23 protein-coding genes are annotated in these 24,299 nt (G+C 64.4%); 12 read left to right on the top strand and 11 right to left on the bottom strand.

Annotated features, from left to right (window positions below; genetic code table 11):
* Window positions 1-28: 28 nt before the first annotated feature.
* The 4 genes from LB551_RS10660 to LB551_RS10645 all read right to left on the bottom strand — a co-directional run bounded on the left by LB551_RS10660 (window position 29) and on the right by LB551_RS10645 (window position 4,289).
* On the bottom strand, window positions 29-1,129 hold the full coding sequence (locus LB551_RS10660) for an ABC transporter ATP-binding protein (protein ID WP_224659140.1): 1,101 nt from the start codon (window positions 1,127-1,129) through the stop codon (window positions 29-31).
* Window positions 1,129-2,064: a carbohydrate ABC transporter permease gene (locus LB551_RS10655; RefSeq protein ID WP_140549469.1), complete on the bottom strand. Its 936-nt coding sequence runs from the start codon at window positions 2,062-2,064 to the stop codon at window positions 1,129-1,131. Before LB551_RS10655 ends, LB551_RS10660 begins: the two co-directional genes overlap by 1 nt.
* Window positions 2,057-2,950 (bottom strand): carbohydrate ABC transporter permease, encoded by an 894-nt coding sequence (locus LB551_RS10650; RefSeq protein ID WP_140549468.1) that lies wholly within the window; start codon window positions 2,948-2,950, stop codon window positions 2,057-2,059. Before LB551_RS10650 ends, LB551_RS10655 begins: the two co-directional genes overlap by 8 nt.
* A gap of 100 nt (window positions 2,951-3,050) precedes the next feature.
* Window positions 3,051-4,289 (bottom strand): ABC transporter substrate-binding protein, encoded by a 1,239-nt coding sequence (locus LB551_RS10645; protein WP_224659139.1) that lies wholly within the window; start codon window positions 4,287-4,289, stop codon window positions 3,051-3,053.
* 404 nt (window positions 4,290-4,693) lie between these two features.
* Between LB551_RS10645 and LB551_RS10640 the strand changes: the two genes are divergently transcribed.
* Window positions 4,694-5,737 (top strand): LacI family transcriptional regulator, encoded by a 1,044-nt coding sequence (locus tag LB551_RS10640; protein ID WP_224624080.1) that lies wholly within the window; start codon window positions 4,694-4,696, stop codon window positions 5,735-5,737.
* Window positions 5,738-5,752: 15 nt separating this feature from the next.
* Here LB551_RS10640 and gndA read toward each other — a convergent pair whose 3' ends face one another.
* The 6 genes from gndA to LB551_RS10610 form a co-directional block, all read right to left on the bottom strand.
* A complete protein-coding gene (gndA, locus tag LB551_RS10635) occupies window positions 5,753-7,201 on the bottom strand; it encodes an NADP-dependent phosphogluconate dehydrogenase (protein ID WP_318012727.1) in 1,449 nt (482 codons plus the stop codon).
* 114 nt (window positions 7,202-7,315) lie between these two features.
* Window positions 7,316-8,953 (bottom strand): copper resistance CopC/CopD family protein, encoded by a 1,638-nt coding sequence (locus tag LB551_RS10630; RefSeq protein WP_224659137.1) that lies wholly within the window; start codon window positions 8,951-8,953, stop codon window positions 7,316-7,318.
* 53 nt (window positions 8,954-9,006) lie between these two features.
* Window positions 9,007-9,525, bottom strand: a complete 519-nt coding sequence (locus tag LB551_RS10625) for a YcnI family protein (protein WP_224659136.1) — start codon at window positions 9,523-9,525, stop codon at window positions 9,007-9,009.
* A gap of 38 nt (window positions 9,526-9,563) precedes the next feature.
* Window positions 9,564-10,106: a copper chaperone PCu(A)C gene (locus tag LB551_RS10620; protein WP_224659135.1), complete on the bottom strand. Its 543-nt coding sequence runs from the start codon at window positions 10,104-10,106 to the stop codon at window positions 9,564-9,566.
* A gap of 102 nt (window positions 10,107-10,208) precedes the next feature.
* Complete coding sequence (locus LB551_RS10615) at window positions 10,209-10,565, bottom strand: DUF2946 family protein (RefSeq protein WP_140549462.1); 357 nt, start codon at window positions 10,563-10,565, stop codon at window positions 10,209-10,211.
* Window positions 10,566-10,703: 138 nt separating this feature from the next.
* A complete protein-coding gene (locus tag LB551_RS10610; RefSeq protein WP_140500297.1) occupies window positions 10,704-11,606 on the bottom strand; it encodes a GntR family transcriptional regulator in 903 nt (300 codons plus the stop codon).
* Between the two features lie 260 nt (window positions 11,607-11,866).
* Here LB551_RS10610 and LB551_RS10605 point away from each other — a divergent pair, with 260 nt between their 5' ends.
* From LB551_RS10605 to LB551_RS10580, 6 genes are all read left to right on the top strand, one after another.
* Complete coding sequence (locus tag LB551_RS10605) at window positions 11,867-13,372, top strand: UxaA family hydrolase (RefSeq protein WP_224624086.1); 1,506 nt, start codon at window positions 11,867-11,869, stop codon at window positions 13,370-13,372.
* Between the two features lie 111 nt (window positions 13,373-13,483).
* Window positions 13,484-14,482, top strand: a complete 999-nt coding sequence (locus LB551_RS10600) for an aldo/keto reductase (RefSeq protein WP_224659134.1) — start codon at window positions 13,484-13,486, stop codon at window positions 14,480-14,482.
* Between the two features lie 328 nt (window positions 14,483-14,810).
* The gene (locus tag LB551_RS10595; protein WP_140513786.1) at window positions 14,811-15,806 is read left to right on the top strand and encodes an ABC transporter substrate-binding protein; all 996 of its coding nucleotides are present in this window, start codon (window positions 14,811-14,813) and stop codon (window positions 15,804-15,806) included.
* A gap of 62 nt (window positions 15,807-15,868) precedes the next feature.
* Complete coding sequence (locus LB551_RS10590; RefSeq protein WP_224659133.1) at window positions 15,869-17,422, top strand: sugar ABC transporter ATP-binding protein; 1,554 nt, start codon at window positions 15,869-15,871, stop codon at window positions 17,420-17,422.
* Window positions 17,419-18,387 carry an ABC transporter permease gene (locus LB551_RS10585; RefSeq protein WP_140500307.1) on the top strand — a complete coding sequence of 323 codons (969 nt, stop codon included), beginning with the start codon at window positions 17,419-17,421 and terminating at the stop codon, window positions 18,385-18,387. The genes LB551_RS10590 and LB551_RS10585 overlap by 4 nt, the downstream gene beginning before the upstream one ends.
* A gap of 66 nt (window positions 18,388-18,453) precedes the next feature.
* Window positions 18,454-19,470 (top strand): zinc-binding alcohol dehydrogenase family protein, encoded by a 1,017-nt coding sequence (locus LB551_RS10580; RefSeq protein ID WP_224659132.1) that lies wholly within the window; start codon window positions 18,454-18,456, stop codon window positions 19,468-19,470.
* A gap of 15 nt (window positions 19,471-19,485) precedes the next feature.
* Here the strand turns inward: LB551_RS10580 and phnF are convergent, their stop codons facing one another.
* Complete coding sequence (gene phnF, locus LB551_RS10575; protein ID WP_224659131.1) at window positions 19,486-20,229, bottom strand: phosphonate metabolism transcriptional regulator PhnF; 744 nt, start codon at window positions 20,227-20,229, stop codon at window positions 19,486-19,488.
* Window positions 20,230-20,352: 123 nt separating this feature from the next.
* On the opposite strand from phnF, the gene phnG reads away from it, so the two are divergent.
* From phnG to phnK, 5 genes are read left to right on the top strand one after another with little or no spacing between them, the layout of a single operon-like run.
* A complete protein-coding gene (gene phnG, locus LB551_RS10570; protein ID WP_224659130.1) occupies window positions 20,353-20,814 on the top strand; it encodes a phosphonate C-P lyase system protein PhnG in 462 nt (153 codons plus the stop codon).
* Window positions 20,814-21,425 carry a phosphonate C-P lyase system protein PhnH gene (gene phnH / locus LB551_RS10565; RefSeq protein ID WP_224659129.1) on the top strand — a complete coding sequence of 204 codons (612 nt, stop codon included), beginning with the start codon at window positions 20,814-20,816 and terminating at the stop codon, window positions 21,423-21,425. The genes phnG and phnH overlap by 1 nt, the downstream gene beginning before the upstream one ends.
* A gap of 1 nt (window position 21,426) precedes the next feature.
* Window positions 21,427-22,539: a carbon-phosphorus lyase complex subunit PhnI gene (locus LB551_RS10560; protein ID WP_224659128.1), complete on the top strand. Its 1,113-nt coding sequence runs from the start codon at window positions 21,427-21,429 to the stop codon at window positions 22,537-22,539.
* Window positions 22,536-23,507, top strand: a complete 972-nt coding sequence (locus LB551_RS10555; RefSeq protein ID WP_224659127.1) for an alpha-D-ribose 1-methylphosphonate 5-phosphate C-P-lyase PhnJ — start codon at window positions 22,536-22,538, stop codon at window positions 23,505-23,507. Before LB551_RS10560 ends, LB551_RS10555 begins: the two co-directional genes overlap by 4 nt.
* Window positions 23,504-24,280, top strand: coding sequence for a phosphonate C-P lyase system protein PhnK (gene phnK, locus LB551_RS10550; protein ID WP_224659126.1), 777 nt, complete (start codon window positions 23,504-23,506; stop codon window positions 24,278-24,280). The genes LB551_RS10555 and phnK overlap by 4 nt, the downstream gene beginning before the upstream one ends.
* The last annotated feature ends 19 nt before the right edge of the window (window positions 24,281-24,299 follow it).

Below are 24,299 nucleotides of genomic sequence, written 5' to 3'. Positions count from 1 at the left end.
TCCGTTCTGCTTGGGGATGTTGTCGGCGTCAGATGCGGTTGCCGGTTTGGGCATCGAAGAGCGAGGCGCGCATCGGGTCGAAGCCCACGGTCACCGCCTCGTCATTCTGGGGCGTGCGTTCGGACGTCACCCGGACGCTGAAATTCTGCTGTGCAAGCTTCAGCCACACCAGCGTGTCGGAGCCCATCGGTTCGACCACCTGGACATTGGCCGCCGTCGAGAACGGCCAGCCCGTGCCGCTGTTCAGGCTGACATGCTCGGGCCTGATGCCGAACACGGCAGGGCCGGCGTCCGGTTGCTTGTCGAATTGATAGGTGCCGAGCGGAACCTTGAGATTATCGGCCACGAAAAACCAGTCGCCAGCGTCTTTTTCGAGCCTGCCGTCGATGAAGTTCATCGCCGGCGAACCGAGGAAGCCGGCGACGAAGCGGTTGACCGGTTTGTTATAGATGGTCTGCGGCGCGTCGAGCTGCTGGATGACGCCGCCGCGCATGACCGCGATACGGTCGGCCAGCGTCATCGCCTCGATCTGGTCATGCGTGACGTAGATCATGGTATTCTGCAATTTGCGGTGCAAAAGCTTGATCTCGACGCGCAGTTCGGAGCGCAGCTTGGCGTCCAGGTTCGACAGCGGCTCGTCGAACAGGAACACGTCGACGTCGCGCACCAGCGCGCGCCCGATCGCCACGCGTTGGCGCTGGCCGCCGGAGAGGGCCGCGGGCTTGCGCTGCAACAGCGGCTCGATCTGCAGGATCTCGGCGGCGCGCGCGATGCGCTTCGCGATCTCGTCCTTGGGCACGCCGGCGACGCGCAGCCCGAAGGACAAATTCTTTTCCACCGTCATCTGAGGATAAAGCGCGTAGGACTGGAACACCATGCCGATGCCGCGGTCCTTGGGCTCTTCCCAGGTGACGTTCTTGCCCTTGATGAAGATGCGGCCGTCGGAAATATCGAGCAGTCCGGCGATGCAGTTGAGCAAGGTCGACTTGCCGCAGCCAGAGGGTCCGAGCAGCACGATGAACTCGCCCTCGGCGACGTCGAGGTTGAGCGTCTGCAGCACCGAGACCAAGCCGAAGTTCAGCGACAGGTCCTGGATCGAAACGCTGGTGCCGTTTGCCGCCATCGACATCACCCTTTCACCGCGCCGGCGGCAATGCCGCGCACGAACAATTTGCCGGAAATGAAGTAGACGACCAGCGGCACCAGTCCGGTCAGGATGGTGGCGGCCATGTTGACGTTGTATTCCTTCACGCCCTGCACCGAGTTGACGATGTTGTTGAGCTGCACCGTCATTGGATAGGTGTCGGGGCGCGTATAGACGACGCCGAACAGGAAGTCGTTCCAGATGCCGGTCACCTGCAGGATGACGGCGACGACGAAGATCGGCAGCGACATCGGCAGCATGATGCGCAGATAAATACCCCAGAAGCCGGCGCCGTCGACGCGCGCCGCCCGGAACAGCTCCTCCGGCATGGAGGTGAAATAGTTGCGAAACAGCAGCGTCAGGATCGGCATGCCGAAAATCGAATGGACGATCACCAGGCCGCTGAGGCTGCCATAGAGGCCGATCTCGCGCAGGATGATGACGATCGGATAGATCATCACCTGATAGGGGATGAAGGCGCCGACGATCAGGATGACGAAGAACGTGTCGGCGCCCTTGAAGCGCCAGTTGGCGAGCGCATAGCCGTTCACCGAAGCGATGGCGATCGACAGGATAACCGAGGGCACGGTGATGCGCACCGAGTTCCAGAAGCCGCGAGAGAGACCGTCGCAGTTAAGGCCGGTGCAGGCCTGCGACCATGCCTTGACCCAGGGCTCGAACGTGATCTCAAGCGGCGGCGAGAAGATGTTGCCGAGACGAATTTCCGGCATACCCTTGAGCGAGGTGACAACCATCACATAGAGCGGCAGCAGGTAATAGAGCGCCACCACGATGAGCGTGCCATACAGGAAGATGTTGCGGCGCGAGAACATGTGCCGCGGCTTCGGTCCGCTCGGTCCCGAGGCATCGGCGCGGATGGCGGCGTGGGATGCGGCCAGGGAGACGGCATGATCAGACACGCTTGCGGCCTCCGAATTCGAGATACGCCCACGGCACGATGACGATCATCACCGACAAGAGCATCATGGTCGAGGCGGCAAAGCCCTGGCCGAGGTTCTGGGCAAAGAACATGTAGTCGTAGACATATTTGGCTGGCACTTCAGAGGAAATGCCCGGCCCGCCGCTGGTCTGCGCGACGACGAGGTCGTAGACCTTGACGATGCCCGACGCGATGATGACAAGCGTGGTGATGAAGACCGGCCGCATCATCGGGATGATGATGAAGAGATAGGTCTTCCAGGTGGGAATGCCGTCCACCCGGGCAGCCTTCCAGATGTCCTCGTCAATGCCGCGCAGACCCGCCAGCATCAGGCACATGATCAGCCCGGTGCCTTGCCACAGCGCGGCGATCAATATGCCGTAGATGACGATGCTCGAATTGTAGAGCGGATCGAAATTGAAGCTTGTCCAGCCGAGGTCGCGAACCACGCCTTGGATGCCGAAATCGGGATTGAGCAGCCATTGCCAGACAAGTCCGGTGACGATGAAGGAAAGCGCGAAGGGATAGAGAAAGATGGTGCGGAACGTGTCCTCGAAACGGATCTTCTGGTCGAGCAGTGCCGCAAGCAGGAACCCGATTGCCAGCGAGAAGACGAGCGACAGCACGCCGTAGATCAAAAGATTCTCGATCGAGACCAGCCAGCGCGGCGTCGCCCACAGCCGGTAGTACTGGTCGAGCCCGACGAAATGCAGCCGCGGCAGAAGCTTCGAATTGGTGAAGGAATAAAGCACCGTCCAGGCTGTGCCGCCGACGAACACCACCAGCGCGGTAAGGATCATCGGGATCGAGGCGACCTTCGCATTGAGGTTGCGGAAGAGTTGGCTCGGGCGTTCGCTCTTGCTCATCGGTGCAGCCATGCTGGATCGGGTAAGGGCGGCAAGGTCGGCACGCCTCGCTCCCGGCCCTGCGGGTGGCCGGGTCGGGAGCGAGGCGGCTCGTCGGCGGTCAGTCGGCCGAGGCGATGATGTCGGCGAACCGCTTTTGTGCTTCTTCGAGCGTCATGTCGGGCTTGGCGAAGAACTCCGAGAACAGGTCCTCCTTCTGCTTCTGGCTGTCCTGCGAGAGCAGTTGGTCCGTCCAGGGCATGACGGCGCCCTTGGCCAGGATGTCGAGCCCCTTCTTCATGCAATCGTTCGCAGCGTTGAGGTCGACGTCGCCGCGCACCGGTAGCGAGCCTTTCTTGAGGTTGAAAGCGACCTGGGTCTTGGGATCGAGCAAGGTCTCGGCCAGCACTTCCTGCGCCTTGGACTTGTCGGCGTCTTTGAGCAGCGGGAAGTAGAAGGCGTCGCCGCCGGTGGCGATGACCTCGTTCAGGCCAAGCCCGGGAAGACAGGTGTAGTCCTTGCCGGCTGTTTTGCCGGCGACCTGGAATTCGCCTTGCGCCCAATCGCCCATGATCTGGCCGCCGGCCTTGCCGGTGATGACCATGTTGGTCGCCTGGTTCCAGTCCTGGACATTGGTGTTCTTGGCCATCTTGCGCGCATCGTCGGCGGCCTTGAAGACCTTGGCGACTTCAGGACCGGCGGCGAACGTCGCATCCTTGTCCTTGTAGACCTTGAGGAAAGTGTCGGTGCCGCCCACCGCGGCGAGCAGCACGTCGAATGCGCCCGACGCCTGCCAGGCCTGCCCGCCGACCGCGAGCGGCACGATGCCGGCCTTTTCCAGCGCCGGGGCGGCGGCAACATATTCGTTCCAGTTCTTCGGCACCGGCACGCCGGCCTTCTCGAAGGCCGCGTTCGACAGCCACAGCCACTGCCAGGAATGGATGTTGACCGGCACGCAATAGATCTTGCCGTCGATGGTGCAACCGTCCAGCAGGCTCTTCGGCCGCACGACCTCGGTCCACTTGCCCTTGGTGGCGACATCGGTGAGGTCGCGCATCAGGCCTGCCTGCACCAGCTCTTCCGCTTGCCGGCCATGATTGAACTGAGTGGCGCCCATCGGGTCGCCGCCGGTGATGCGGCTGATCATGATCGGCCGCGCCGTACCGCCGGACCCGGCGATGGCGCCGTCGACCCAGTGGTTGCCGGTTGCGTCGAAGGCTTTGGCGAGTTCGGCGACCGCCGCCGCCTCGCCGCCGGATGTCCACCAATGGGTGACTTCCAGATCGGTCGCGGCCGCCGGCCCGGCAAAACTCAACGCCACCGTCGCCGCAAGCGCGGCGGTCAGGAATTTGTATCGCATTTCGGTTTCCTCCCAGAATCTGAAACGTTACAGATTTTCGATACGGCAATTGCGAGGCCTGCGCAACCCTTCCCTTGAAAGTCAGTCCGATATTTTTCGGGCTGCGAACAAAATCCTTTCGCGATAGGTCCCATTGTGCACCGCAATATGCAAAATGGCTCTGAGCAAAGGGGAAAACCCGCAAGAAGCTTGTTCGCAAGGCCCTACCTGCTGATTCCCAACGCTTTTCGCCGGCGAGCCCGTGCGGGCTTTCGACCTCGGCCACAGCCCTGATTACACACCGATCGTGACAAGCTGTAACGTTTCAGTATAGGGTTGTTCAGCTAAGGAGACGCGCCATGGGAGCGAAGGCGGCGATTGCCGGCCTGCCCGGCGGCTGCTAAGCGCCTGACGGGGCGGGACGAATGGACAGACGGCGCACGGACAGCGATGACGAGACGTCGGCCAGGGAGCGGCCGACGCTGAAGACGCTCGCCTTCATGACCGGGCTCGGCGTCACCACCGTGTCGCGGGCGCTGAAGGACGCGCCGGAGATCGGCGCCGAGACCAGGCGCCGCGTCCAGCTCGTGGCCAAGCAGATCGGTTACCGGCCGAACCGCGCCGGCGTGCGCCTGCGAACCGGCAAGACCAACGTCATCAGCCTCGTGCTCAACACCGAGCACGAGATCATGAGCTTTGTCTCCGACATCATCTACGGCGTCACCGAAGTCATCGCCGATACGCCCTACCATCTGATCGTCACGCCCTACTCTCGCTCGCAGGATCCGCTGGACCCGGTGCGCTATCTGGTGGAGACCGGCTCCGCCGACGGCGTCATCATTTCGCGCACCCAGCCCAACGATCCAAGGGCCCGCTACATGCTGGAGCGCGGCATACCCTTTGCAACGCACGGCCGCACCGATATGGGGCTCGTGCACCCCTATCATGATTTCGACAATTACGCCTTCGCGGCCGAGGCGGTGCGCCATCTGGCCGGCTTGGGCCGGCGTCGGCTGGCCCTGGTGACGCCGCCGGTCGGCCTGACCTATCACGGCCACACCGTGAACGGTTTTGCCGACGCGCTGAGCGAAGTCGGTGCCTCGGAGGTGCCGTTCAACACCGTTTCGATCGACCATTCGATCGAGCAGATCAGGATGAGGACGGCGCAGCTGATGCGGCGCGACATCAGGCCGGACGGCATCGTCAGCAGCGCCGCGGCCGCCACACTCGCCATTGTTGCAGGCATCGAGGACGCCGGGTTGAAGCTCGGCCGCGACATCGACGTTGTGTCGAAACAGTCATCGGAACTGCTGCATCTGTTCCGCCGGGAACTGCTCATCGTCAATGAGAACTTCCGGCTGGCCGGTTCCGAGCTCGCCCGCGCCGTGCTCGGCTGGATCGGCGGCGCGGCGCCCGGCTCGCTGCAGTCGCTCAGCGCTCCGGGCGGGGTTGTGGCCTATCGCGGCTGATTTGAAGCCGAGCCGTCAGCCGGCCGCGTCGCTCCCCCAGGGTCCATGGAAGGCGCCCTTGTCGTCGATGCGCTCGAAGCCATGCGCCCCGAAGAAATCGCGCTGTGCCTGGATCAGGTTCGAGGTGCCACGGCCCTGGCGATAGCTGTCGAAATAGGCAAGGGCCGAAGACAGCGCCGGCACCGGCGATCCGGCTTCGGAAGCCCTGGCCACGACGCGCCGCAGTGACGGATGCGCCTCCTGCATCATGGTGATGAAGGCCGGCGCCATCAGGAGATTGGTCGAAGCGCCGCCGCTGCCGAAGGCTTCGGCCATGGTGTCGAGCATCTGCGATCGGATGATGCAGCCGGCGCGCCAGATCTTGGCGATGGTCGGCATCGGCAGGTTCCAGTTGAACTCCTTCGAAGCCCCGCTCATCACCGCGAAGCCTTGGGCATAGGCAGCGATCTTGCCGGCGAACAGCGCCAGTTCCAGATCCTTGAGCAGGTCCGCCTTGTCGCCGGAAATCCTGGTGACGCCGGTATTGCCGTAGGCTTTTTCCGCCGCCTGCCGCTCGTCCTTGAGCGACGACAGAACGCGCGCCGCCACCGCCGCCTCGATCGCGGTGGCGGGAATGCCGAGTTGCTGCGCCTCGATGACCGACCATTTGCCGGTGCCCTTCTGGCCGGCACGGTCGAGGATGATGTCGACCACCGGCTTGCCGGTCTTGGGATCATCTGATGCCAGCACCTTGGCGGTGATCTCGATCAGGTACGAATTGAGCCGGCCCTTGTTCCAGCCTGCAAACACGGTGCCGATCTCCTTCGGCCCCATGCCCAGCCCATCGCGCAGGATGCCGTAGATCTCGCCGATCATCTGCATGTCGGCATATTCGATGCCGTTATGGATGGTCTTGACGAAATGGCCGGCGCCGTCGGTGCCGAGCCAGGCCGCGCATGGCTCGTCCTTGAACTTGGCGGAGATTGCCGTCAGCACCTTCTCGACGCGCTTCCAGGACTCTTCGGTGCCGCCGACCATGATCGACGGCCCGTGGCGCGCACCTTCCTCGCCGCCGGACACGCCCATGCCGATGAAGGTGAGGCCGGAGCCCGACAATTCGGAAAAGCGCCGCATCGTGTCGCGGAAATTGGCATTGCCGGCATCGATGACGATGTCGTTGTTGGACAGCACGCCGCGCAAGGCGGCGATCTGTTCATCGACCGGCTTGCCGGCCAGCACCATGATGATGATCGGCCGCGGCGGCCGGATCGCGGCGGCGAGTTCCTCCAGGCTGTAGCAGGGGACAACCATATCCCTGAGCGCGCCGGCATTCTCGACAAAGGCATCCGTACGCGCCCTGGTGCGATTGAAAACAGCGATGCGGTGCCCGTGCTCGGCGATGTTGAGCGCCAGGTTGGAGCCCATCGTGCCAAGGCCGATCAGGCCGATTTCGGCTTTTTCCATGTTTCTTCCCTGCTTTCGGATCTTGTTTGTTCGAGCCCGCGATTGCCCGGGTTTTGCAAAGACGCATCCTGCCAGGATGATTGACGAGCCTTCAGGCTCGCGTCAACCGCCTCGCCGAATTGTGTTGGAGAGCCATCACGGCCTGATGTCTACCGGCGCCTCGATCTTCACCATCTCGAAGTCGGAGACCAGTATGTCGATACGCGCCGTCCACCGGCCAGGGACCGGGATGACGAGATCGTCGACACGCCAGCTGCCGTCGCCGGGCTTGGTCGCCGCCCGCTTCAGCGGCTCGATGCCGGAGTCCGGCTTCGACAGCACCAGCGTCACCTCCCTGGCGTCGAGCGGCCCGAAATCACCGGTCATGATGATCATCGAGGCGGCGACCGGCCCGGCATGGCCGGGCGTGATGCTGAGATCGGCCATCGCCTTCAGCGCGTGGATATGAACCGAAACCGGCTGCGCCGCTGCAATCGCCAGCGCCCGTGGCGGCGGCGTGAAGCGCCAGCCGGCGGCGACACCGAAGATGGCAAGCACGATCAGCATTTCGACGCCGATCGAACGGGTGAGCCTGCGCCGCACCTCCGTCGCACCCGCCTCGGCCATCGCCGTCAATCTCCAGCGGTTGACGGCGGCGAGCGTGAACAGGAAGACCAGCAGCGCGAGCTTGACCAGCAGCAGCCGGCCATAGGCCGTGTTGACCAGCGCTGTGGGTGTTTGCACCTGGATGACGGCCAGCACCACGCCGGCGGCGGCAAGCAAGGCCACCACCGGCATGATAGCGGCGGAGAACCGGCGAAGGAACGCGACGGCTTCGGCATCCTGCCGTTTCAGCGCGAGCCCGAGCGGCGCCAGCGCACCGGCCCAGAAGGCAATGCCGGCGCCGTGCAGGAACACCATCGGCCGCGTCAGCCATTGCGGCTCGGCAGCACTTGCGTGGCCGCTGGCGGCGAGCGCGAGACCCGTTCCGGCCAGGCCGGCGAGCGCTAAGGGCCTGGCGGCCGCGCGCGGCCCGGCCAGCGACAAAAGACCGAGCCCCAGCGCGATCAACGCGATCAACACCGTCCAGCCGAAGCTGGTGCCGAGACCCGCGGTCCAGATGGCCGGCTGCGCCAGATGCGAGAGCGGCGCGCCGAGCGCATCCAGCCCTTGAAAGCCAAGCGACAGGGGTGCCGCGACCAGCCCGCACAGGATTGCGGCGGCAACGAAGCACTGCCCGGCGCGGCCACCCCGCGCCAGCCAGGCGAGGGCGAAGGCGCCGCCGACGCCGAGGAACAGGCCGATATAGAGGCAGACCTTGCCGATCCAGATCGCCGAGCGCAACTGCCAGTCGACGGCTTCGGAAACGGCCGGCGGCTCGCTCGCCGCGCCGATGGAAAACAGCAGAGAGCCGCCGACCGGATGACCGTCGGCGGAAATGACCCGCCAGCTCAGCACATGCGTGCCCGATCCAAGTGCCTGCGGATCGTCGATCACGACGGTCTGGTCGCTGAGGCGGAAGGACGTCAGCGGAACGGCCGTGCCGTCGGGTTTCACCAGCGTCAGCACCAGTGGCGAGACCGGTTCGCTGAAAGTCAGCGCGAATTGCGCCGGGGCCTGCGACAGCACGGCGCCGTCGGCCGGATCGGTCTTGATCAGCGCGGCGTGGGCGAAAGCCTGATTTGTCGCCGCCATGGCAATCAGCGCCACGGCCACGACCAGCAGCCCAGTAGAAACCCGGCCGATGAGCTTGCCGGCCGCGCGAATCGTCCTGGAAGGGGATAGCACTGTCATGTCATTGCCATGAAATGCAGCGCGCTCCTGACAACGGAGCGCGCCGCGAGGGCTTACTTTTTCGGCGTGAGCTTGATGCCGGGCGCGGGGTTCTCCAGGGCGTCTTCGTCCTGCCCGGCCGCCGGGATTTCGATCCAGCGGTCGGCGGCGCCATCGCACTCCTGCACCACCGGGAAATAGAGTTTCTGACCCGCCGGGAGGTCTGCCGTCAGCATCGCACGGAAGACGAACTCGTCGTAGAATTCGTCCGGCAGATTGCCGCCGCTCCAATCGACCTCCTTGACGCCGTCGGCCACCGCTTGGCCGTAGAGCTGGTAGGATTTCTCGTACTTGCCCTTCTTGGTCTGCAGCGTCCAGCCGGGCTTCGGCATCGGCTTCACCGCGATCACCCCTTCCGGGATCTGCACGCGCACGGCGGTCGTCGCCTTGCCGTCACAGCCATGCGGCACCCGCAGGATGGCCTTGTAGGTCGAACCGACCGCCGCTTCCTGGGTTTCGAGCGTGACATGCGCGAAGGCGGCACCGGTCCCCAGCGCCAGGAGCGCGCCGGCCGACAAAAGATACTTGTTCATGATGGTCCCTCTGATTTCAAAATCCGGAATGGGCGTGATTAATTGGCGTGGTCGTCCATGCCGCCGCCCATGCCTTCGACAGCGAACTCGACGTTGACGGCGCCAGCCTTTTCGAAGGTCAGCGTGGCGGCGAATTCTTCGCCCTGCTTGGGTTGCCGCTTCAGGCCGATGAACATCAGGTGATAGCCGCCGGGTGCTAGCGCCACCTTGCCGCCGGCCGGGATTTCCAGGCCTCCCGTCACCGGCCGCATGGTCATGACGCCGTCCTTGACGCCCATTTCATGCAGCTCTGCCTTTTCGGAGACGTCGGAGGAAATCGACAGCAGCCGGTCGGGTGCATTGCCCTTGTTGGTGATGGTGAAATAGCCGCCGGCCACCTTGGCGCCTGTAGGTGTCGCGCGCGACCAGGGATGCTCGATCTCGAGATCGCCGGCCTTGAATTCGTGCGCGCAGACGGCCTGGGCACCGAAGAACAAAAGCACGAACGCCAGCACGGCAAGGCCGGCATGTTCATTGAAACTGCGCAGGAACTTGGTGCGGCCGCCCGAAGGAGGCGCCGCGATATGAAAAGCTTGGGACATGGTTTGCTCCATGAATAGGGAATCGCGCCGATGGCCGGTCGCGAAATATCCGTTCTTTGGATGAAAGCACCGGCGGAAGGTTCCGCCGAGCGTACAGCAAGCTCAGGCCGAAAGCGGCGGCGCGCGAGGGTTCGACGGCGAGCGTTGGCGCGCGAAATCGAGATGCGTCGCCGCCGGAAAGATGAAAACGACGGCTTCGAACGAAAGCGAGGCCAGCGCAAGCCCGGCATCGGGTGGCGGCGCAAAGGCCGCTGAAACCATGCTGCAGCCCAGCATGCAGCATGCCGGCAGATGCGACGGATGCGGGCCGCCATCGGGAAGCTGGGCAGTGCCCTCGTGGGTACAGATGACGTTGCCGAAGGCGTCGATTTGCGAAGCGGCCGGCCCGGTGGCGAAGGCGAATGCGCTCAGCGTCGACTGAAGCAGCAGCAGGTAGGCCGCGACAAGCGCGACCGGCATGCTCCACCGTCTCCCCTTCTTGTTCAAATGACTTGCCTGTTCAGACCATCTGCATCTTCAAGCGATCACCGGAAGATGTCTACCACGGCAGCAAGAGACGGAAAATCGGCAAATCGGTGCTGCGGCAACGCGGCGCGATCAGGGCCTCTGTGGGTGCCGGCTCTCGGGGATCGAGGTCAGCAGCGTCTGGCGTGCCGACTTCAAATGCTTGCGGCAGGCGGCATCGACCTTGCCCAGGTCGCGTGATTTGAGCGCCGCGATATAGGCCAGATGCTCGCCGATCGCGATTTCGTTGCGCTCGCGCTCCTGTGCCTTGTTCCACTGGTAGTGGTAGTGGAAGATCATGGCGATGACATCGTAGAAATCGACGATGAAGCGATTGTGCGAGGCGCGGTGGATCAGCCGATGGAAGCGCTCGTCGAGCTCCGAGAATTCGTTGAAACGCGTGGCGATGTCGCGGGCCAGGCCGCGGTGCTCCTCTTCGAGATTGTCGAGATCGGCCCACACCGCGCTATCCTGCGGCAGTGCGGTGAATGCCGATGCCGAGCGCAATTCGAACATCTCGCGGATTTCCGTCAACTCCAGCGCGAAGGCGCGAGTGAAACCCTTCAGCACCCAATGGCTGTTGCGGCGCTTCTCGATCAGGCCGAAGCGGGAGAAGCGGATCAGGAACTCGCGCACGCTGGTGGTGCCGACGCCGATCTCGCGCGCCAGTTCGAGCTCGTTGATTTGCATGCCGGCCTCGGCGCCACCGGCGAGCAGCCTGCGCATGAACGACCGCTCGATGATCTCGGCCAGCGTGTCGGTCTCTTCCTCGGGGAAGAAATCATCGGGGCGCGTTTCGCGCAGCACCGTCTTGGCGCGCTTGTTCCAGGCGATCAGCCCGGTTTCTTCCATGCGCGCAAGGATGCTGCGCACGGTGGTGCGGCTGACGCCGAGCAGCGTACCCAGTTCCGGTTCCGAAGGCAGGCTGCGCGTCTCGTCGAGCAGCCTGAGGCACCTGTTGTAGGCATCCTTGTAGACGTTGTTGCTCTTCGACATGCCCTGACCCATCGCTGGCCGGCGCTTGCGGCGGCCGACTTGAAGCGCAAATATGACGTTCCCGTCACCCTTGAAAGCGGAATCGCTTTGCCGAGGAGCTCGCTTACCGGTTGCAGCGCCGCTACTCATCATCCACGGGCACAGGAACTGCCGGGGAAAAAACAATTGACGCAAAACTGTTTTTTCACGATAAAAGACATTAACTCTTAACAAGCGCGTGTCAATCCGCGCGCCGCCCAGGATCACCCCAGGAAACGCCCGTGAACGCCTCCAACTCCATTCTTCTGTCCCCAGCCGACAATGTCGCGGTCGCCAACGGTCGCATCGAGATCGGCACCGCGCTGCCGGGCGGCGCGCTTGCCGCTGCCGTCATCGAGCCCGGCCACAAGGTGGCGATCAAGCCGATACCCGCCGGGTCCGCCGTGGTCAAATATGCCCAGGCGATCGGCCGCGCCACGCAGGACATCGCGCCCGGCGAGCATGTCCATTCGCACAATCTGGTGTTCGAGGCCGGCCGCCTGCCGGTGGTGCCGCCAAGCGAGGCCGAGCATGCGACCGAGGCCGACCGCGCCCGCACCTTCATGGGCTATCGCCGCGCCGACGGCCGCGCCGGCACGCGCAACTTCATAGGCATCATCGCCAGCGTCAACTGTTCGGCGACCGTCTGCCACGCCATCGCCGACGCGGCCAACCGCACGCTGCTGCCGAAATATCCCGGCATCGACGGCTTCGTCCCGATCGTCCACGGCCAGGGCTGCGGCATGAGCGCTACGGGGGACGGCATGATGGTGCTGCACCGCACATTGGCCGGCTATGCCCGCCATCCCAATTTCGGCGGCGTGCTGATGGTCGGGCTGGGTTGCGAGGTCAACCAGCTCACCCTCTACGGCCAGAAGGGTGCGGCCGCCGGTAAACGCCATTTCAACATCCAGGACGCCGGCGGGTCGCGCAAATCGGTCGAGAAGGCCATGGGTGTGCTGGCCGAGATCGCCGAGGAAGTCGGTCAGCTCAAGCGTGAACCGATCCCCGTGAGCGAGATCGTCGTCGGCCTGCAATGCGGCGGCTCCGACGGCATGTCGGGCATCACCGCCAATCCGGCGTTGGGCGCAGCCGTCGACATCCTCGCCGGCGTCGGCGGCATCGGCATCCTCTCCGAGACGACGGAAATCTACGGCGCCGAACATCTGCTCGCCTATCGCGCCGCGACGCCCGAGATCGCCAAGAAGCTCGATGGCTACGTCAAGTGGTGGGAAGACCACGTCGCCAAGCACGGCGCCTCGATCGACAACAACCCCTCGCCCGGCAACAAGCGCGGTGGCCTCACCACCATCCTGGAGAAATCGCTGGGCGCGGTCGCCAAGGGCGGCCAGACGCCGCTCAACGGCGTCTTCGGCTATGCCGAAAAGGTCACCGGCAGCGGGTTGGTGTTCATGGACACGCCCGGCTACGATCCGGTGTCCGCTACCGGCCAGGTGGCGGGCGGCGCCAACATCATCGTCTTCACCACCGGCCGCGGCTCCTGCTTCGGCTGCCGGCCGACGCCGTCGATCAAGGTCGCCACCAACTCGACCATGTATCATCAGATGGAAGAGGACATGGACGTCAATTGCGGCGTCATCGCCTCCGGCGAGAAGACCATCGCCGGCATGGGCCGCGAGATCTTCGAACTGATCGTCGAGACGGCCTCCGGCCGCAAGACCAAGAGCGAGGATTTCGGCTATGGCGACAACGAGTTCGTGCCCTGGCATCTCGGCGCGACGCTCTAGCTCTTTGAGTTCGCGCAGTCCGGAAGGTGGCCACGAACTTTCCTGGAATGCTGCGGGTTGACGCTTGGAATCCGCCGCGCCGGACGATGGCGGGCAATGGGGAGGTTGTGCATGGAAAAACGCCGCATCGGCCAGACGGGGCTCGAGGTCACCGAAGTAAGCTTCGGCGGTGCCGCGATCGGCGGGCTCTACCGCGCCTGTTCGCGCGAGGCGGCGATGGAGACGCTGCAAGGCGCCTGGGAAGCGGGCCTGCGCTATTTCGACACTGCGCCCTTCTATGGTTTCGGCCTGTCGGAGCGGCGTTTCGGCGACTTCCTGCGCTATAAGCCGCGCGAGTCCTATGTGCTGTCGACCAAGGTCGGGCGCCTGTTCCGGCCCGTTCCGGAGGATCAGGTTCCCGATCACTCCTACGTCGATCCGCTGCCCTTCGCGCTCGACTACGACTACTCCTATGACGGCATCATGCGCTCGGTCGACTTCAGCTATGCGCGGCTTGGTCTAAACAGGATAGACATCCTGTTCGTGCACGACATCGGCGTTTACACGCATGGCGTCGAGAAGACCAAGCTGCATTTTCGCCAGCTCATGGACGGCGGCCTCAAGGCGCTCGAGGAACTGAAAACCTCCGGCGTCATTTCCGCCTACGGGCTCGGCGTCAACGAAGTCCGGATCTGCCTCGACGTGATGCGTCGTGCGCCGCTCGACTGCATCCTGCTCGCCAGCCGCTATTCCTTGCTCGATCGCAGCGCCGAAGCCGAACTTTTGCCGCTCTGCCGCGCCCGACAGACTTCGCTGGTCATCGGCGGTGTGTTCAACTCAGGCATATTGGCGACCGGACCGGTGCAGGGCGCCCATTTCGACTACAAGCCCGCCAGCGGTGACGTGCTCGACCGCGTCGGCGCGATGGAGCGGATCGCCGCCGAAGGTGGTTACCCGCTCGCCGCCGCCGCGTTCCAGTTCCCCCTCCAGGAATCCTTGGTCGCCACCGTGCTGACCGGCACCGCCAAGCTGGCGAACCTGACCCGCAATCTCGAACTGCTCGATGTCGACGTGCCTCAGGCGGACTACGCCAGATATCGCCCCTACACCGTGATGCAGGAATTGGCGTGAAGCTGCCGGTCCTTTGAAGGCGCGCGATCGCGGGGCTTCACGATCCCGCGAACCGAAGAAGGAACGGGCATTCTACGTTGACTAATTTATGGAATTAATATTCCATACGCTAGTCAGGCGAAACGGAAGCGTCGGCCGCGCGGGATAGCAAGGCGCCAGTGAGTTCATGCCGCCAGGCCCGGAGGATGGCATAAACACCGCTTGCATCGACTGGATCGATGCACTATCAAAACAGCGTAACTGTTTTTTATTGATAAAGTTCTGTTTGGCCACGCCTATCCGAACCGAGCTTCCGTATCGTTCACCGGGCGACCTAGGGAGGAATTCCATGAAATTCGTGACCAGCATTCTCAATCGCCGCGCAGTCATGGCGCTGGCGGCCGCGTCGATGCTTGCCGGCGTCATGCACTCGGCGCCGGTTTCGGCGGCGGACGTGACCATTCCGATCATCGTCAAGGACACCACGTCCTTCTACTGGCAGATCGTCCTGGCCGGAGCCCGCAAGGCCGGCAAGGATCTCGGCGTCAACGTGCCTGAGCTCGGCGCCCAGGCGGAGACCGACGTCAACGGCCAGATCTCGATCCTCGAAAACGCCGTCGCCAGCAATCCGGCGGCGATCGTCATCTCGCCGACCGAGTTCAAGGCGCTCGGCAAGCCGATCGACGAAGCCGCCGCCAAGGTCAAGGTTATCGGCATCGATTCCGGCGCCGACTCCAAGGCCTTCACCTCCTTCCTGACCACCGACAACGTCCAGGGCGGTCGCGTTGCCGCTGACGGCCTCGCAGCGGCCATCGGCGAAGCCAATGGCGGCAAGATCGAGGGCGACGTTGCCCTGATCACCAACACGCCTGGCGCCGGCTCGCTCGAACAGCGCAAGCAGGGCTTCATCGAACAGCTCAAGGCGAAGTATCCAGGCCTGAAGCTGGTCGCCGACAAATATGCCGACGGCCAGGCCACCACCGGCCTCAACATCGCCACCGACCTGATAACGGCCAATCCGAACCTCAAGGGTATTTTCGCTTCCAACCTGATCATGGCGCAGGGCGTCGGGCAGGCTGTCGCCGAAAACAGCCTCGGCGGCAAGCTGGCGCTGGTTGGCTTCGACAGCGACGAGAAGCTGATCAAGTTCCTCAATGACGGCGTCATTTCCGCCCTCGTCGTCCAGGATCCCTACCGGATGGGCTATGACGGCATCAAGACCGCACTTGCCGCCTCCAAGGGCGAAAAGGTCGAGACCAATGTCGACACCGGCGCCAACCTGGTCACCAAGGCCAACATGAAGGATCCCAAGATCGACGCGCTGCTCAACCCGAAGCTCAACTGAGCATAGGCACGCGCAACTGTTTCCGGGGCCTCCGCGCCCCGGAAACAACAGGGAGGATTGCCATGACGTCGACCGTGCAGGAACTGCATCCGGCCCCCGTGCTGGAGCCCGGCAGGACGATCCTCGAGCTGCAGGGTCTGGAAAAGCGCTATCCCGGCACGCATGCGCTGAAGCCGGTGACTCTGGCCTTCAAGGCGGGCGAGATCCACGCCATCGTCGGCGAGAACGGTGCCGGCAAATCGACCCTGATCAAACTCCTGACCGGCGTCATCCCGCGCACCTCCGGAGAGGTTGTGTGGGAAGGCAAGCCGGCTGCCCTGGCGACGCCGCACGAAGCCATGGCCCTCGGCATCAACGCCGTGCACCAGGAAGTCGTGCTCTGCCGCCACCTGACCGTCGCCGCCAATATGTTCCTCGGCGAGGAGAACTCGCGCTTCGGCATCCTCCAGCAGCGGGCCATGGTCAGGGAAGCGCAGAAGATCATCGACGGTCTCGGCTTCGACCTGCCGGCGCATGTCGTGCTCGGCGATCTCACCATCGGCCAGCAGCAGCTGATCGCCGCCGCCCGCGCCACCGTGCGCGGCACCAAATTCCTGATTTTCGACGAGCCGACCGCCTATCTCACCCGCAAGGAGGCCGACCAGCTGTTCACGCTGATCCGCCGCCTGAAGGGTGAAGGCGTCACCATCATCTACATCAGCCATCGCATGGAGGAGGTGTTCGAACTCGCCGACCGCGTCTCGGTGCTGCGTGACGGCATGCTGGTCGGTACCAGAAACATCGCCGAGACCAACGAGCCGGAGCTGGTCAAGCTGATGATCAACCGCTCGATCGAGCAGATCTACCACAAGGAGCATTTCACGCCGGGCGCCGTCATCGCCGAGGCGCGGAACCTGTCCGGCAAGGGTTTCGAGAATGTCTCGCTGTCGGTGCGCGCGGGCGAGATCGTCGGGCTCTACGGCCTGATCGGAGCCGGGCGCAGCGAATTCGTCACCACCCTTTATGGCCGCCACCGCAAATCGGCCGGCCAGGTGTTGTGGGAAGGCAAGGAGGTGCAGGTCAACTCCGAGCACGACGCCATCAAGCTCGGCATGGCGCTGGCGCCGGAAAGCCGCCGCGACCAGGGCCTGTGCCTCAACCTGCCGGTCGCATTGAATCTCAATTTGCCGATCTATAAGCGCATATCGAAAAATCTGCTGATCTCGTCTGCGCAGGAAAAGGCCGAGGCGGACCGGCAGATCGCCGACCTCAGGATCAAGACGCCGACGCGCGGCGCGCTGGCCTCCAGCCTGTCGGGCGGCAACCAGCAGAAGATCGTCATCGGCAAGTGGCTGGCGCACGGCGCCAAACTGTTCATCTTCGACGAACCGACGGTCGGCGTCGATGTCGGCACCAAGGCCGAGATCTACCGGCTGTTCAGTGTGCTGTTGTCCAAGGGCGCGGGCATCATCCTGATCTCGTCCTATCTGCCCGAGGTCTACGAACTGGCTGACACGCTGCATGTGTTCCGGCGCGGCAAACTGGTGGCCACGCATGGTTTCCGCACCGCCGATCACGAGGACATTCTGAGCCAAGCCCTGGCCGAGAAACAAGAAAAGACGGGAGGACAGACATGAGCACCGAGGCGATCCCTGCCGAAAAGCCGAAGCGCAACTACAATGCCCTGTTCGGGCTGACGCTGCTTGGCCTGCTGCTTTTGATGTGGGTCATCCTGGCGGTCGCCACGCCGTCCTTCGCTTCGGCGCTCAATATCACCAACCTGCTGCGCCAGGGTTCTCTGATCGCCATCCTGGCCGTCGGCCAGACATTCGTCATCATCACCGGCGGCATCGACCTTTCGGTCGGCGCCATCGTCGGCTTCGCCACCGTCATCGTCGCGCTACTGATCAATGCCGGCTGGCCGGTCTGGATCGCGGTACTGGCGACGCTGCTGGTCGGAGTCGCCATTGGCCTGTTCCACGGTTTCGGCATCGTCAGGATGGGCCTGCCGCCCTTCATCATCACGCTGGCGACCATGACCTCGCTGCGCGGCATCGGTCTCCTGATGACCAATGGCAATTCGATATCGATCAACAGCGACGCGTTCCAGGCGTTTTCGCGCGGCTCGCTGCTGGGGATCCCCTATCTGTTCTGGATGGTGATCGTGGTTGCCCTGCCCTCCTACGTCTTCCTGCATCACACGCGATGGGGACGCTATCTCTTCTCCGTCGGCTCGAACGCGGAAGCCGCGCGCCTCTCCGGCGTCAACGTGCCGCGCACGATCTACATGGCCTATGTGCTGTCCGGCCTGTGCGCGGCCTTTGTCGGCGTGCTGCTCGCGTCGCGCATCGGCATCGGCAATCCGACGCAGGGCGACACCTATGAGCTGCAAGCCATCGCCTCGTCGGTGATCGGCGGCACGTCGCTGTTCGGCGCCATCGGTTCGGTGCACGGGCCGCTGATCGGCTCGTTCATCCTCTCCACCATCAACAACGGCGCCAACCTGCTCAACGTCAACACGTTCTGGCAGCGCGTCATCACCGGCATGTTGATCATCGTCATCGTCTATTTCGATGGCCTGCGCCGCCGCGGCGGCAAGTAACCACTGAAATCGATCGCCTGACCGGAAGATCGGCCGGCGATTTCATGAAACCGACTGGATTGAAGCATGAAAGCCGTTGTCTGCCGTTCGCCCGGCGACCTTGTCGTGGAAGACCGTCCCGCCCCTGGATCACCGCCTGCCGGCTGGGCGCTGGTGGCGGTCAGCCATGTCGGCATTTGCGGCACCGACTACCACATCTTCGAGGGCAAGCATCCCTTCCTCGCCTACCCCCGCATCATGGGCCACGAAGTGTCGGGGACCATCGTCGAGGCGGGTGAAGGCGTTGCTCTTGCCAAGGGCGAGCCGGTCATCATCAATCCCTATCTGGCGTGCGGCAAATGCATTGCCTGCCGGCACGGCAAGCCCAATTGTTGCGTCCGGATCGAAGTGCTCGGCGTGCATCGCGACGGCGCCATGTGCGAACAGATCCTTGTCCCGGCACAAAACCTCTATCCAGCCAACGGCCTGTCGTTGGCCGATGCCGCGGCCGTCGAATTCCTGGCCATCGGCGCCCATGCGGTGCGGCGCTCGCGTGCCGATCCCGGCGCACGGACGCTCGTCATCGGCGCCGGACCGATCGGGCTCGGCACCGCCATCTTCGCCCGCATCGCCAGGCTCGACGTGACGCTGCTCGACATGAGCAGCGAGAGGCTTGGCTTCGCCGCCAATGAACTCGACTTCAAGACCCTCGACGGGTCGCGCGGCGCGGCATCCGATCTGGTCAGCGAAGCGACATCAGGCGAGGGTTTCGACGTGGTCTTCGACGCCACCGGCAACACCGCCTCGGTGCAGTCGGCCTTTGCCCATGTCGCGCATGGCGGGACACTGGTGCTGGTCAGCGTCGTCAAGGACGACATCGCTTTTTCCGACCCCGAATTCCACAAGCGCGAGATGACGCTTGTCGGCAGCCGCAATGCCTTGCGGGCCGACTTCGACCACGTCGCCGCCTCGATCCGCGATGGCGCGGTGCCGCTCGCCAAGCTCGTCACCCACCGTACCGCGCTCGCCGACACGCCCCGTGACCTCGCCCGCTGGGCGCATGAGAAATCCGGCCTGATCAAGGCCGTGATAGAGATCGGATAGACAACCGTCCCGCGCTCACAATGCCGACAGTTTCAGCTCCACCCGCTCCGCCGGGAAGCGCGCCTCGGCGAACTGGATCGGCTGGCCGTCCGGCGTGATGTTGACGGCCACCGTGACCAGCACGATGCCGCCCGGCTGCAGATCTAGGTCGGCAAGGTCGGAAGCATCGGCATGACGCGCCGACAGCACCGTCGATTGCCTGAGATAATCGTCTATGCCGAAACGCTTGAGCGATGCGGTGATCGATCCGGTCTCGGCCATGGCGGCATCGATGCCGGCGAAGCGCTTGGCGTCGAACCAGCCGGAGGCGCGCGACACCGGCTGCCCGTCGGCCTCGCCGCGCGTCTCCAGGCGAATGACATCCGATCCCCTGGTAAGGCCCAAGGCTTCGGCGACGCGCCGGCTGGCGGGCTCGACCGATGAGGCGAGGAGCACGATGTGCCGCTCCGAGGCCTGGCCCTGCAAGCCGGTCGAAAATCGCGTGCGCGCACCGATCGGATAGGACAGCCGCCTGCGCGACAGCACGAAAGTGCCGCGCCCCTGCTCGGCCCGCAGCACCCCGTCCTGCACGAGCGCCGCGATGGCGCTGCGCACCGTGTGACGGTTGACGCCATAGCGCTCGGCCAGCGCCATCTCCGGCGGCAGCGCGGCATTCTCGGCGAAATCGCCGATGGCGATCGCATGCAGGATCCTGTCGGCGATCTGCCGCCACAGGGAGACGCCGCTGCGCCGCTCGATGCTGTCGGACCCCCCCGTCATATCCCCGGTCTCAGCCCTTACCCGCATTTGTCACGCGCCCGTCATGGACTCGCGCTACATATGGATTATAATTTGTATAGTTGTCTATATCAATAGACAAATTGTAACGAAGGGATGTTACTCATGCGAGGACAGGAAGCCCGCGACCAGGCGGAACGCAAGGCGGCCATGGCAACCCTGGCGCAGTCCAGCGGCGACGACATCGTTCGCTTCTGGAATGAATCCGGCCTGCCTGCCGAGGCCGAACTGCTGCGCGGTCCAGAGACCGGCCTGGTCACCATGCGCGGCCGCATCGGCGGCGGCGGCGCGCCCTTCAATGTTGGCGAAGCCACCGTGACCCGCGCCACCGTGCGCCTGCCATCCGGACAGGTCGGCCATTGTTATGCGCTCGGACGCGACAAGCAGAAGGCGAAGCTGGCAGCCATCGCCGACGCGCTGTGGCAGGACCCCGCTCACCGGCAGGCGGTCGAAACGGGCCTTCTCGCGCCGCTGCGGGCCGCCCTGACCACGGCACGAGATAAGCGCCGCGCCGAGACGGCGGCGACGAAGGTGGATTTCTTCACCATGGTTCGCGGAGAAGACTGATGGACATCGCAGCGCAATCGATCGAGGGCGGGTTCGCCGATCCGGTGTTCAACGCCCAGACGGTGTTTCGCGCCGTCATGGACGCGATGGCGCGGCCGGGCAGCGTGCAGCCCTTGCCGGCCCTGGCCCGCCCTCCGGCGCCTCTTTCGGCGACAACCGGCGCGGTCGCGCTGGCACTGTGCGACAACGATACGCCGCTCTGGCTCGACCCGGCCCTGCACGCCTCGGCGGCGGTCATATCCTGGCTCGGCTTTCACAGCGGCGCGCCGCTGGCCAACACCCCGGCCGACGCGCATTTCGCTTTGATCGCCTCGCCGGCCGAGATGATGGCGCTCGACGGTTTCTCGCAAGGCACGCAGGACTACCCCGACCGCTCGACCACACTGATCCTGCAGGTCGGCGATCTCACGTCAGGCACGCCGCTGCTGCTCGAAGGTCCCGGCATCGAGAACACGGCAGCGATCGCACCCGCGGTGATGCCGCGTCATTTCATCGAGCAGTGGAAGCAGAATATCAGGCGCTTTCCGCGCGGCGTCGACATCATCCTGGCGGCACATGACAGCCTCGCCTGCCTGCCGCGGACGACACGCATCAAGACGATGGAGACCTAGCATGTATGTCGCGGTAAAAGGCGGCGAAGCGGCAATCGCCAATGCTCACAGCCTGCTCGCCGACCGTCGGCGCGGTGATCGCTCGGTGCCGGCGCTGCGCCTCGACCAGATTGTCGAACAGCTGGCGCTCGGCGTCGACCGGGTGATGAGCGAAGGCTCGCTCTACGACCGGGAACTCGCCGCGCTCGCCATCGTGCAGGCGCGTGGCGACATGATCGAGGCGATCTTCCTGGTGCGGGCCTACCGCACCACGCTGCCGCGCTTTGGCTATACAAATGCCATCGACACCGCCACCATGCTGGTCGAACGTCGCGTTTCGGCGACCTACAAGGACCTGCCCGGCGGCCAGTTGCTTGGGCCCACCTTCGACTACACGCACCGGCTGCTCGATCCCGAGCTTGCCGCCGGCGCCGATGTCCCCGCGCCCTTGCGGCGCGAGACGGAAGCGCAGGCAATGCCGCGCGTCTCGGCGATCCTCGCTCGCGAAGGGCTGATCGAGCCGGACGGAGACATGCCGCAGGACCATGCACCCGGCGACATCACCCGCGAGCCACTTGAATTCCCGATGGCCCGCGACATCCGCCTGCAGGCGCTGTCGCGCGGCGACGAGGGGTTCCTGCTGGCGCTCGGCTATTCCACGCAGCGCGGTTATGCCCGCAACCATCCCTTCGTCGGCGAGATCCGCATCGGCGAGGTCGAGCTGGAACTCGACGTGCCCGAACTGCCTTTCGCGGTGCCGCTCGGCACGGTGCGCGTCACCGAATGCCAGATGGTCAATCAGTTCAAGGGCTCGGCCAAGGCGCCGCCGCAATTCACCCGCGGCTATGGCCTGGTCTTCGGACAGAGCGAGCGCAAGGCGATGGCCATGGCGCTCTGCGACCGCGCTCTTCGTGCGAGCGAACTCGGCGAGGACATTGTCGCCGCCGCCCAGGACGAGGAATTCGTCATCTCGCACTCCGACAACGTCCAGGCGACCGGCTTCGTCGAACATCTGAAGCTGCCGCATTATGTCGATTTCCAGGCCGAACTCGACCTCGTGCGCCGGATGCGCGCCGAGCATGACGCCCGCGAAAACGGCGGCAAGGTTGAAAACAAGAGAGAGGCCGCGGAATGAGCGCGCAACCGACCGACATCGCCAGTTACAACTTCGCCTATCTCGACGAGCAGACCAAGCGGATGATCCGCCGTGCGATCCTCAAGGGCATCGCCATTCCCGGCTATCAGGTGCCGTTCGCTTCCCGCGAAATGCCGATGCCCTATGGCTGGGGCACCGGCGGCGTCCAGGTCACCGCTTCGATCATCGGCTCCGACGATGTGCTGAAGGTCATCGACCAGGGCGCCGACGACACCACCAACGCGGTCTCGATCCGCGCCTTCTTCAAGAAGGTCGCCAATGTGGCGGTGACGACCGACACCGCCAGCGCCAACATCATCCAGACCCGCCACCGCATTCCCGAACATCCGCTCGCCGCGGGCCAGGTGCTGGTCTATCAGGTGCCGATCCCCGAGCCCCTGCGCTTCCTCGAGCCGCGCGAGACCGAAACGCGCAAGATGCATGCGCTGGAGGAATACGGCCTCATGCATGTGAAGCTCTACGAGGACATCGCCAAGCACGGCCGCATCGCCACCACCTATGCCTATCCGGTGAAGGTCGAGGGCCGCTATGTGATGGACCCGTCGCCGACACCGAAATTCGACAATCCCAAGATGCACCGCTCGCCTGCCTTGCAACTGTTCGGCGCCGGCCGCGAGAAGCGCATCTACGCGCTGCCGCCCTTCACCGACGTCGTCAGCCTCGACTTCGAGGATCATCCGTTCGAGGTGCAGACCTTCGACCAGCCCTGCGCGCTGTGCGGCGCCGAGAACGTCTATCTCGACGAGGTCATCCTCGACGACCATGGCGGCCACATGTTCGTCTGCTCGGACACCGACCACTGCGAGAAGCGACGCAGCACCCCAACCTCCCCCTTGTGGGGAGGTCGCGCCGAAGGCGCGGGTGGGGCTAGCGACCCATCGGCAGCCCCCACCCCGGCGCTGCGCGCCGACCCTCCCCACAAGGGGGAGGGTAAGGAGATACAATGACCGACGAACCCTTGCTGCGCGTCTTCGCGCTCTCGAAATTCTACGGCTCGCGCGTCGGCTGCGACAACGTCACCTTCGATCTGTGGCCGGGCGAAGTCCTGGCTGTCGTGGGCGAATCCGGCTCCGGCAAGACGACTTTGCTCAACTGCCTGTCGACGCGACTGTTGCCCTCATCCGGCACCGCCAGCTACCGCATGCGCGACGGCCAGTTCCGTGAACTCTACCGCATGAGCGAGGCCGAGCGCCGCTTCCTGATGCGCACCGACTGGGGCTTTGTCCACCAGAATCCGGCCGACGGCCTGCGCATGACGGTGTCGGCCGGTGCCAATGTCGGCGAACGGTTGATGGCGGTGGGCGACCGCCACTACGGCAAGATCCGCGCCACCGCCGTCGACTGGCTGTCGCGCGTCGAGATCGACGAGGACCGCATCGATGACGAACCCCGCGCCTTTTCAGGCGGCATGCGCCAGCGCCTGCAGATCGCCCGCAACCTCGTCACCGGCCCGCGGCTGGTGTTCATGGATGAACCCACGGGCGGCCTCGACGTATCGGTGCAGGCGCGACTGCTTGATCTCTTGCGCGGCCTCGTCACCGATCTTGGCCTCGCTGCCATCGTCGTCACCCATGACCTCGCGGTGGCCCGGCTTTTGTCACAGCGCATGATGGTGATGAAGGACGGGCGCGTCGTCGAAAGCGGCCTCACCGACCGCGTGCTCGACGACCCGCGCGCGCCCTATACCCAGCTTCTCGTTTCTTCGATCCTGCAGGTGTGATCATGGCGCCAAGTCACCC

The sequence above is a fragment of the Mesorhizobium sp. BR1-1-2 genome (assembly GCF_020165435.1).
Taxonomy (GTDB): domain Bacteria; phylum Pseudomonadota; class Alphaproteobacteria; order Rhizobiales; family Rhizobiaceae; genus Mesorhizobium.
This window is presented reverse-complemented; position numbering and strand designations above follow the sequence as displayed.